Raw genomic sequence first — 10,394 nt, forward strand, 5'->3', positions numbered from 1 at the left:
CCCTGCTGGAGACCCTCTTCGGCACCAAGGCGCCCACCGTCTTCCCGCGCGCGGACCTGGTGGCGGCGTTCCTCACCGGCGTCACCGGCGTCAACGCCAACGGCTCCACGGCGGAGATGCAGCGCCTGAACACGGCGCTGCCCACCAAGGCCAAGGGGGCGCAGAACAACCTGGGCGCCGCCGGCTGCTTCCTCAACGGCAAGCTCGACACCGGCCTCGCGGGCTGCGACCCGGCCGGCTTCCCGAACGGACGGCGCCCCGGCGACGACGTGGTGGACATCGAGCTGCGCGTGTCCATGGGCTACCTGCTGGCCGACGACGTCCAGGCCCCCTCGCGCAACACCGCGTTCCACGACGCCGTCCTGCAGGACTCCTCGCAGTTCGACGCCGTGTTCCCCTATCTGACGGCGCCCAACGCGGGCGCCAACGGCGACGGGACGTGATGCCATGCGCAGCCTGAGAGCCATGGCCTGCCTCCTCGCGCTGGGCGCCACCCTGGCCTACACGGGATGCAGCGACGACGACGATGATCCGAAGCCGGATGGCGGCACCACGCCGGACTCCGGCACGCCCGACTCCGGCACCCCGGACGCCGGCCCCACCGGCACCGAGTTCACGGCCTTCGTCCGCGACCTCATCCAGAACCAGACCAACGACACGGGCACGCCCGTGACACTCGACGACAAGACCTTCGTCGACACCGAGCCTGCGAACGCATTCCCGCCCACCTTCTTCCAGCCGTAGGAGGAAGTCAGCCACTCCCAGCCCCGATGCCCGGTGCCAATCCCGGGTGTCGGGGCTATTGCTTGAGGAGGAGGCTGATCCACACAACTCCCCGCCGTTCGCGGCGATAATCGCGAAAGCACCTGCTGTCCAACCTTCCTGGGATTTTCCGCCATGAGCATCCGCCCGACCTCCTCGCGCGTCACCTCCGCCGCCTCCACGCGGGTGTCGGCCCTGGCCACGGCCATCACGGCGCCGCCCGCCGGACTGGGCAAGGGCGACTCGGGCCCGAAGGTGAAGCAGCTCCAGGACGGGCTGGTGAAGCTGGGCTACCTGACGAAGGCGCAGGCGGCCACGGGCCCGGGCACGTTCGGGTCGCTGACCGAGGGGGCGGTGAAGAAGTTCCAGGCCGCCAACAAGCTGCCCACCACCGGCTTCTACGGGGAGCAGACGGCGGCGGCGCTGAAGAAGGCGCTCGCGAAGCCGCCGGTGCAGACCCCGCCCACCCAGCCGGGGAAGTTCACCAAGCCCGCGGTCATCAGCGCGCCGTCGCCCAACTCGGACTCGCGCAACGGCACGGACATCGACACCATCGTCCTGCACCACACCGGCTCCAACAACGGCAAGGGCGACCTGGCGTGGATGCGCAACCCGCAGAGCAAGGTGTCGGCGAACTACATGCTCGACACGGACGGGAAGATCTACCAGCTCGTCGGGGATGAGAAGCGCGCCTGGCACGCGGGCAAGGCGGAGCTGCACGGCGTGCCCACGGACGTGAACGCGCGCTCCATCGGCATCGAGATCGTCAACGACGGCAGCGGCAAGACGGCCTTCACCGACGCGCAGTACAAGGCGCTGACGCAGCTCGTGGGCTACCTGAAGCAGGAGTACAAGGTGCCGGCGAACAACATCCTCGGGCACAAGGACGTGGCGGTGCCCAAGGGCCGCAAGGACGACCCGGCGGCGAACTTCGACTGGAACCGGCTGCGCAAGGGCATCGGCGGCTGAAGCGGTCCATCGCCTGCCCGCGTGCGTCCGTGCGACGGGGCGTGCTAGAAGTCCGCCCCGGTGCTCCGCCTCTGGCTCTTCATCTGGCTGTTGCTGCTCGCTCCGGTGGGAGGCGGCCTCGCGCATGCCTTCGGTCCGGGGCCAGCGGAGGCCTGCGTCACGGGCTGCGCGGATGACGACGCCCGCGGCGAGTGCGCTCCCACCTGCGCGGACTGCGCCTGTTGCAGCCACGTGCGGCCCCTGGCGGTCGCCGTCCCCCTGCCGGGCTTCGTGAGCCCCCTGCTCCGGGCCTCGCGCATCACGCTCGAAGACAGCGAGCCGTCGTCCGCCGACGCGGATGACATCCTGCACGTCCCCATAGTCCCTCTCGCGTAGGCCCGCGTCCGTCTTCGTTCGCACGCGCTCCGCCACCGGTGTGCCCGGCCCCTGTCCGGGATCGCTGGCGCCGGGCGCCCGCCCTCCGAGAGGTCCACCTCCGTGCCCATCCGTTCCGCGACGGCCGCCTTCGGGCTGGCCGCCGCCCTGCTCTGTTCACACCCCGTGGGCGCGGCGCCCCGCCCGCCCGTCGAGTCGCGGCCCGCGGCCCGTCGCGAGCTCACCCTTGAAGCCGTCCTGACCCTCGCCCGCGAGCGCGCACCGGCCCTGCTGGAGGCCCGGGCGCACGTCCAGGCCGCCCGGGGCGCCGTGGCGGGCGCCGCGCCCCTCCTGCACGGCAATCCGCAGCTCGACCTCCAGGCCGGCCCGCGCCGGGTCGTCACCGGAGCGCGGGGAGTAGACCTCGCGGTCGGGCTCTCTCAGCCCTTCGAGCTGGGCGGCCAGCAGGGCCTGCGCCGCGATGCCGCGCGGGCCGGACTCGCCCGCGAGGAGGCCCTGTTGCGCGACGCCGAACGGCTCGTGCTGGGCGAGGTGGCCAGCGCCTTCCTGCGCGTGCTGCACGCCCAGGAGCGGCTGAAGCTGGCGAACGCCGCCCTGAAAGCAGCGGACGACACCGTCCTCGCCACCGGGCACCGCTTCGATGCCGGAGACGTGCCCATCCTGGACGTCAACGTGGCGCGGGTGGCCCGGGCCCGGGCCCGGGTGGAAGCCGCGGGCGCCGAAGGTGAGGTGGAGGCGCTGCTGGCGGAGCTGCGTGCTCAGCTGGGCGTGAGCTTCACGGAGGCCGCCAGCGTCCAGGGCGACCTGCGGACCCTGGCGCTGGCGCCGGTTCGCGGCCCTGGGGGCAAGGCACTGGAGCGCTCGGACCTCACGGCGATGGAGGAGGAAGCGGCCCAGGCGCAGGCCACCGCCACCCTGGGCCGACGTGAAGCGCTGCCGGACGTGGCCCTGGGCGTGCGCTACCAGCGTGAGGCGGACGAGACGGTGCTGCTGGGGACGCTCAGCGTACCGCTGCCCGTCTTCGCCAGGGGGCAGGAGGCGCGCATCTCCGGAGAGGCGGAGGTGGTGCGTGCCCGGAAGGCCCTCGAGGCCGCGCGCCAGGTCGTGTCGAACCAGCTGAGCGCCGCGGGTGCTCGCTTCCACGCACGCGTGGAGGCGCTGGAGATGTTCGAGCAGGAAGCGCTGCCGCTGATCACCGACAACGAAGCGCTCGCCCGGCGCTCCTACGACGCCGGGGAGCTGGATCTCGCCGGGTTCATCCTCATCCGCCGCGACGTGATGGAGACGCGGGCCGCGTGGCTCGACAGCCTCCTCCAGGTCGGGCTCGCTCGCGTGCGGTACGCCGTGGAAATGGGAGTCTCGCCATGAAGCCCGCCCTGCTGCTGCTGACCGCCCTGCTGGCACTCACCGCCTGCAAGCCCTCGAAGGCCGGCCACGACGATGCGCACGAAGAGCACGGGCACGACGAGGCCTCGCCCGAGAAACCCCACGCGGAGAAGGGGGACGAGATCCACGTGCACGTCCCCCAGGAGATGCTCCGGGACCTGCGCGTCACCACCGCGAAGGTGGAGGCGCGCCCCGGTGGGGAGAGCGTCACCGCGCTGGGGGAGCTGACCTTCAGCGAGGATGCCTACGCGGAGGTGTCCACGCCCGTGCCCGCGCGCGTGGCCGCGGTCCTCGTCACCACGGGGCAGGCGGTGAAGCAGGGCCAGCGGCTGGCGGAGCTCCAGAGTCCGGAGCTGGGACGCGCCCGCGCGGAGCTCCAGGCCGCGCAGGCCCGCGCCACCGCCGCGCGCCAGGCCGCCGACCGCAAGCGCTCGCTCGCCGACGAGCGCATCGTCGCGCGCAAGGACGTGCAGGCCGCCGAAGCGGAGGCCACCGCATCCGAGGCGGAGGTCGCCGCCGCGCGGGCGTCGCTGACGGCCCTGGGCGCGAGCAGCACCGCGGGCGACGGGACGCCGGGCTTCGCGCTCAAGGCCCCCATCGACGGCACCATCATCGAACGCGCGGCGCGGCTGGGACAGATGGCGGATCCGGCGCAGCCCCTCTTCCGCGTGGGCGACCTGTCGTCACTGTGGCTCATCGTGCACGCGTTCGAACGGGACGCGGTGCGGCTGAAGCCCGGCGCCGAGGCGCGCGTCACCTTCGCCGCGTTCCCGGGCCAGGAGTTCGTCGCGAAGGTGGGCCACGTGGGGCAGCGCGTGGACCCCTCCAGCCGGACCATCCCCGTGCGGCTGGAGCTGGCCAACGACAAGGGGCTCCTGCGGCCGGGCATGTCCGCGACCGCGTCCGTGCCGTTGGGGGATCCGGGCGCCACGCTCACCGCGGTGCCCGCCGCCGCGCTCCAGCGACTGGAGAACGGCTGGGTGGCCTTCGTGCCGACGCAGGAGGCCGGCGTCTTCGAGCAGCGCGAGGTGGGCCGGGGGCGCAGCGTGGGCTCGCTGGTGGAGGTCCTGTCGGGGCTCGCCGTCGGAGAGCAGGTGGTGGTGGAGGGCGCGTTCCTGCTCAAGGCCGAGATCGAGAAGTCGAAGGGCGGGGGCGACGAACATGGTCACTGATCCGCGCGCGTCACTGACGGGACGCATCCTGGGCGCGTCCTTCGCCCGGCCCGGCCTGACGGTGGTGCTCGTCCTGGCGCTGGCGGCGTTCGGCGCGGTGGCGCTCAAGAACCTGCGCCAGGACGTCTTCCCGGACCTGTCCGCGCCCATCTTCAACATCATCGTGCAGAACGCGGCCATGGGCGCCGAGGAGTTGGAGACGGCGGTGGCCATCCCCCTGGAGGTGGCGCTGGCGGGCCTGCCGCAGGTGCGCCGCATCCGCTCCACCTCGCAGCTGGGCGTCACGCAGGTCACCGTGGAGTTCGAACCGGACGCGGACTACTTCCGCAGCCGTCAGTACGTCGTGGAGCGTGTGGCCCAGGCCGAGGGTGAGCTGCCCCCCGGCACCGACGCGCCGCTCGTGTCCAGCCTCACCGGCCGCCTCAACGAAGTGTTCGAGTTCACGCTGGAGGCGGAGCCCGGCAGCGCGGACCTGATGGCGCTCCGGGACCTGGCGGAGTTCGACATCAAGAACCGGCTGCTCGCCGTGCCCGGCGTCTCCGGCGTGGAGCGGCTGGGCGGCTACCTGCGCCAGTTCCAGGTGCTGTTGGATCCGGATCAGCTCGTCGCGCGGGGCATCACCCTGAACGACGTGCAGCACGGCCTGGAGGGCGCCAGCGTCAACGCGTCCGGAGGGTTCATCGTGCAGGGCCCCATGGAGTGGACCGTGCGCGCGGTGGGCCGCGCGGAGACGGTGGAGGACCTGAGCAACACCGTCGTCGCGCTGCGCGACGGAACCCCGGTGCTGCTGGGGGACGTGGCGGACGTGCGCGAGGCCCCGGCGCTGCGGCGGGGGCTCGCGCACCGGCTCAAGGGCGAGGTGGTGAGCTGTCGCGTGAGCAAGCAGTTCGGCGCGGACACGGTGCGGGTGACGGAAGGCGTGCGCGCGGCGCTGGACGAGCTGCGCCGCTCGCTTCCCCCGGGGGTGGAGCTGCGCGTCGTCTACGATCAGTCGGAGCTCGTGGGCTCCGCGCTGGGGGGCGTGGGCCGGGCCATCCTGCTGGGCGCGTTCCTCGTGGTGCTGGTGCTCTTCCTGCTCTTGGGAGACTGGAGGGCGGCGCTCATCGTCACGCTCACCCTGCCCCTGTCGCTGGCGCTGGCGGGGCTGCTCCTGAAGGCGGCGGGCATCGGGTTGAACACGATGACGCTGGGAGGCCTGGCCATCGCGGTGGGTCTGCTGGTGGACGCGGCCATCATCGTCGTGGAGAACGTCATCCACGACCTGCGCGAGGGCCGGGGCCGCCGCTCGGTGCGCGAGGAGGCGCTGGCCGCGGCGATGGAGGTGGGCCGGCCCATCGCGTTCGCCACGCTCATCGTCGTGTCGGTATTCATCCCGCTGTTCGCGATGACGGGCATCGAGGGCCGCATGTATCAACCCCTCGCTGCGGCGGTCGTGGCGTGTCTGGCCGCGTCGCTGGGGCTGGCGCTCACGCTGGTGCCGGTGGTGTCGGGGCTCCTGCTCCGGGCCCCGCGCGAGGGCGAGCCGGAGGACGTGTGGCTCATCCGCAAGGCGAAGGCGGTGTACGCGCCGCTGCTGGAGACGTGCATGCGCCACGCGGGACGGGTGCGCGTGGTGGCGCTGGCCATCACCGTGCCCGCGCTGGGGCTGGCCACGCTGGTGGGCAGCGACTTCATGCCCCGGCTGGACGAGGGTGCCTTCCTGCTCCAGACGGTGCTGCCCCCGGAGGCGTCGCTGGACGAGGTGGACCGCCTCAACCACCGCGTGGAGGACGTGCTGCGCGACTTCCCGGAGGTGGAGGACGTGGTGCGGCGCACCGGCCGCGCCGAGCGCACCGAGGACCCGATGCCCCACACCCTGTCCGACGTGCTGGTGGTCCTCAAGAAGGACGTCACGGGGAGCCGCGAGGCGCTGGAGACGCGGATGCGCGAGGCGGTGGAGAAGGTGCCCGGCGTGTCCGCGCTCTTCACCACGCCCCTGGGGATGCGCATCGACGAGGGCCTGGGCGGCAGTCCGGCGGACCTGTCCGTGCGCATCTTCGGGCCGGACCTGGACACGCTGGCGTCGCTCGCGGAGCGCACGCAGGCGTTGATGGCGAAGGTGGAGGGCGTGGAGGATCTGCGCATGGAGAAGCTGAGCGGCCTGCCACAGCTGCGCATCCAGGTGAACCGCGCCGCCGTGGCGCGCGTGGGGCTGACGCCCGGGGACGTCATCCGCGCCGTCCGCGTGGGGCTCGTGGGCGAGGAGGCCGCGCAGATCTGGCGGGGCCAGCGCCGGTACGACCTGGTGCTGCGGCTGGCGGATCACCGCCGGGGCGACGTGAATGCCCTGCGCAACCTGCTGGTGGACGGGCACGACGGCACGCGCATCCCGCTGGGCCAGCTGGCGACGATTGAAGAGACCTTTGGCGCGGGCAGCGTGCGGCGGGAGGCGGGCAGCCGGCGCATCGCGGTGGAGGCGGGCGTGTCCGGCCGGGACCTGGGCAGCACGGCATCAGAAGTCCGCAAGGTGCTGGCCACGCAGTTGAAGTTGCCCACGGGGTACTTCGTGGACGTGGGCGGCAAGGTGGAGAGCCAGGAGCGCGCCGCGCAGTCGCTGACGGCGGCCATCGCGCTGGCGCTGCTGGCGGTGTTCATCCTGCTGTACCTCGCGCTGGACTCGGTGGCGGAGGCGCTGGTCATCCTGGCCACGCTGCCGGACGCGTTCGTGGGCGGCATCCTCGCGCTGCTCCTCGCGGGCGAGACGTGGAACGTGTCCAGCCTCGTGGGCCTCATCGGCCTGTTTGGCATCGCGGTGCAGAACGGCCTGGTGCTCGTCTCGCAGACGAAGGACCTCATCGCCCGGGGCAAGCCCTTCGCGGAGGCCGTGCGCGAGGCGAGCCTCGGCCGGGTGCGGCCCAAGCTGATGACGGCGGGCACGGCGATCCTCGGCCTGCTGCCGCTGCTGGTGCTGCCGCTGCATGGCACGGAGATCGAACGTCCGCTGGCGGTGGTGATGGTGGGCGGGCTCGTCACGTCCACCCTCTTCACGCTGCTGGCCCTGCCCACGTTCTACGCGCTGGTACACGGCGTCCAGGAGCGCCTCGCGGCCCGCCGGGCGGCTCGGACGGCCAGCACATGAGCCTGTCATCCGAAGCGCTCGAAGCCCTGCTGCGCCATCACCACGCGTTCCTCGCGTTCCTCACCCCGCGCGTGGGCAGCCAGGAGGCCGCCCGCGAGGTGTTGCAGGCCGCCTTCGTGAAGGGCCTGGAGGAGGGAGGGTCGCTGCGCGAGGAGCAGAGCGCGGTGGCCTGGTTCTACCGGCTGCTGCGCAACGCGCTGGTGGACGCGCACCGCCGCGCCCGCCGCGAGGACAGCGCGCTGGAGTCCCTGGCCCGTGAGCAGCCTTTGTCCACGGAGGACGCCACGGCACTGGAGACGACGGTGTGCGGCTGCGTTGCAGGGCTCGCGGGCACCCTCAAGCCCGAGTACGCCCAGGCCGTGCGCCGCATCGACCTGGAGGGCGTGGGCGTCGCCACGTTCGCCCAGGAGGCGGGCATCTCCCCCAACAACGCCGCCGTGCGGCTGCACCGTGCCCGGCAGGCCCTGGGGCGGAGGCTGGTGGAGCTGTGCGGCCACTGCTGTGCGGAGGGGTGCGTGGACTGCGCCTGCTCGCACTCTTGAAAATGCCGGGTGTAAGAGCGCGCGAGCCCGAGCGTCAGCAGGGGGAAACAGGGACGGAAGGTCCGTCCCCCTCCTCACGAGTCACCCATGGACGTCACCTCCTTCACCCGGCTGGCCCTGCCCCTCTCCACGCTCGCCTTCCTCCTCTTCGCCATGGTGCTGCCCTCGGTGCGGCTGAGCCGGCGCACGGGCCGCCCCGCGCTGGTGCTGCACCGGTCCGGGCCTCCGCTCCAGCGGGTGATTGGAGCGGGCATGGCGCTGTTCATGGGGGCCATCGTGCTCTGGAGCGCGGCGCACCTCGCGTTCGGGGAAGCAGCGCTGGGGGTCTGGCATGTCCCCGGATTCATCCGGTGGAGTGGTTGGGCGCTGGTCGTCGCGGGCTTCGTCGTCACGGTCCGCGCGCAGGTGCAGATGGGCGCGTCGTGGCGCATCGGCATCGACTCCGAGCGGACGGAGCTGGTGACCGGAGGCCTCTTCGGCGTCGTGAGGAATCCCATCTTCAGCGGCATGCTCGCCGTGGTGACGGGCGTGACGCTCGCGACACCGAGTGCCTGGACGGTGATGGGCTGGATTGACTACGTGCTGCTGGTCTCGCTGCAGGTGCGTCTGGAAGAGGACCACCTGCTCCGGCTGCACGGGAGCGCCTACCAGCGCTATGCGGCGCGGGTGGGCCGCTTCGTTCCTGGCGTGGGATTGCGGTAACCAACATCGCTTCGAGGTCTCGAGTGCACTGGAAATATCCCTCCCTCCTCGCGGTCTTCCTCCTGGGCGGCTGTGCCTCCGTCCAGAAGGAGCGGGGACACATGGAAGTGGCCGCGCTCGTGGAGGAGCGCACGGGCCTGAAGACGCGCTGGAACCAGGGGACGCCAGAGGACGCGCAGGTGCAGCAGCACCTGGATGCGCTGCTGAACGGGGACCTCACGTCGGATCACGCGGTGGAGGTGGCCCTGCTCAACAACCCGGCCCTCCAGGGGACCTACGAGGAGCTGGGCGTATCCCAGGCGGACCTGGTGCAGGCAGGCCTGCTCACCAACCCGTCCTTCGACGGGAGCATCGGCTTCCCGCTCTCCTCCGACGGCGACATCGAACACGAGTTCTCCATCGTCCAGGGCTTCGTGGACCTGTTCACGCTGCCCTTGCGCAAGCGGGTAGCGAACGAGCAGTTCATCGCGGACACGCTGCGCGTCGCGCATGAGGCGCTGGCCACGACCGCGGAGGTCCGCCAGACGTTCACGGAGGTGCAGGCCCGCCAGCAGCTCGTGGCCCTGCGCCGCGAGGTGCTCCAGGCCGCCGACGCCGCCGCGGAGCTCGCGGGCCGGCAGCGCGCCGCGGGCAACGTGACGGTGCTGGCGCTCGCCAGCGAGCAGGCGTCGCTGGAGCAGGCCCGGCTGGAGCTCGCCCAGGACGAGCTGGCGCTGTTCGAGGCCCGCGAGCACCTCAACCGGCTGATGGGCCTGTACGGCGCGCGCGTGCAGTGGACGCTGTCGGAGAAGCTGCCGGAGGTGCCCGCGTCGGAGTCGTCGCTGGAGCACCTGGAGACGCTCGCCATCCGGCAGCGGCTGGACATCGACGCGGCCCGGAAGCAGACGTCGCTCTTGTGGAACGCGCTGGAGCTGGCGCGCAGCACGCGCTTCTTCGGCCGCGTGGAGGTGGGCGTGCACACGCACCGCGACGCGAACGGGCCGCGCCTCTTCGGCCCCACGCTGTCGCTGGAGCTGCCCCTCTTCGATCAGCGTCAGGGGCTCATCGCGAAGCTGGAAGCGCAGTACCGCCAGGGCGAGGACCGGCTGACGGAGCTGTCCGTCAACGCGCGCTCGGAGGTGCGGGCCATGAGGGCGCGGCTGGTGACGCTGCGGAGCATGGCGGACCGCTACCAGAAGGTCGTGCTCCCGCTGCGCACCACCATCCTCGAAGAGTCCCAACGCCAGTACAACGCGATGCAGATCGGCCTCCCCGCGCTGCTCGTCGCGCGGCGTGAACAGGTGGAGGCGTGGCGGGCCTACCTGGAGACCGTCCGCGACTACTGGAGGGCGCGGGCCGACCTGGAACGCCTCGTGGGAGGCCGCCTGC

At 72.1% G+C, this 10,394-nt stretch carries 10 protein-coding genes; all 10 read left to right on the forward strand.

All coding sequences use genetic code 11. The features are described from left to right. Positions 1-443: DUF4331 family protein (locus D7V93_RS27970; RefSeq protein WP_120646295.1), on the forward strand; the 443-nt coding region annotated here is incomplete at its 5' end. A gap of 4 nt (positions 444-447) precedes the next feature. After that, the gene (locus tag D7V93_RS27975) at positions 448-744 is read left to right on the forward strand and encodes a hypothetical protein (protein WP_147451374.1); all 297 of its coding nucleotides are present in this window, start codon (positions 448-450) and stop codon (positions 742-744) included. 153 nt (positions 745-897) lie between these two features. Further along, positions 898-1,731, forward strand: coding sequence for a peptidoglycan recognition protein family protein (locus tag D7V93_RS27980; protein WP_120646297.1), 834 nt, complete (start codon positions 898-900; stop codon positions 1,729-1,731). A gap of 60 nt (positions 1,732-1,791) precedes the next feature. Beyond that, positions 1,792-2,106: a hypothetical protein gene (locus tag D7V93_RS27985; protein WP_120646298.1), complete on the forward strand. Its 315-nt coding sequence runs from the start codon at positions 1,792-1,794 to the stop codon at positions 2,104-2,106. 102 nt (positions 2,107-2,208) lie between these two features. Beyond that, on the forward strand, positions 2,209-3,474 hold the full coding sequence (locus tag D7V93_RS27990; RefSeq protein WP_120646299.1) for a TolC family protein: 1,266 nt from the start codon (positions 2,209-2,211) through the stop codon (positions 3,472-3,474). Continuing rightward, on the forward strand, positions 3,471-4,664 hold the full coding sequence (locus D7V93_RS27995; protein WP_120646300.1) for an efflux RND transporter periplasmic adaptor subunit: 1,194 nt from the start codon (positions 3,471-3,473) through the stop codon (positions 4,662-4,664). The genes D7V93_RS27990 and D7V93_RS27995 overlap by 4 nt, the downstream gene beginning before the upstream one ends. After that, entirely contained in the window at positions 4,654-7,782 is a 3,129-nt protein-coding gene (locus tag D7V93_RS28000; protein WP_120646301.1) for an efflux RND transporter permease subunit, read from the forward strand. Before D7V93_RS27995 ends, D7V93_RS28000 begins: the two co-directional genes overlap by 11 nt. Further along, complete coding sequence (locus D7V93_RS28005) at positions 7,779-8,324, forward strand: RNA polymerase sigma factor (RefSeq protein ID WP_120646302.1); 546 nt, start codon at positions 7,779-7,781, stop codon at positions 8,322-8,324. The genes D7V93_RS28000 and D7V93_RS28005 overlap by 4 nt, the downstream gene beginning before the upstream one ends. Before the next feature lie 87 nt (positions 8,325-8,411). Next, the gene (locus D7V93_RS28010; protein ID WP_120646303.1) at positions 8,412-9,026 is read left to right on the forward strand and encodes a methyltransferase family protein; all 615 of its coding nucleotides are present in this window, start codon (positions 8,412-8,414) and stop codon (positions 9,024-9,026) included. 23 nt (positions 9,027-9,049) lie between these two features. Continuing rightward, positions 9,050-10,394: TolC family protein (locus D7V93_RS28015; protein WP_147451375.1), on the forward strand; the 1,345-nt coding region annotated here is incomplete at its 3' end.

Origin of the sequence: Corallococcus llansteffanensis (genome assembly GCF_003612055.1) — a bacterium.
Taxonomy (GTDB): Bacteria; Myxococcota; Myxococcia; order Myxococcales; family Myxococcaceae; genus Corallococcus; species Corallococcus llansteffanensis.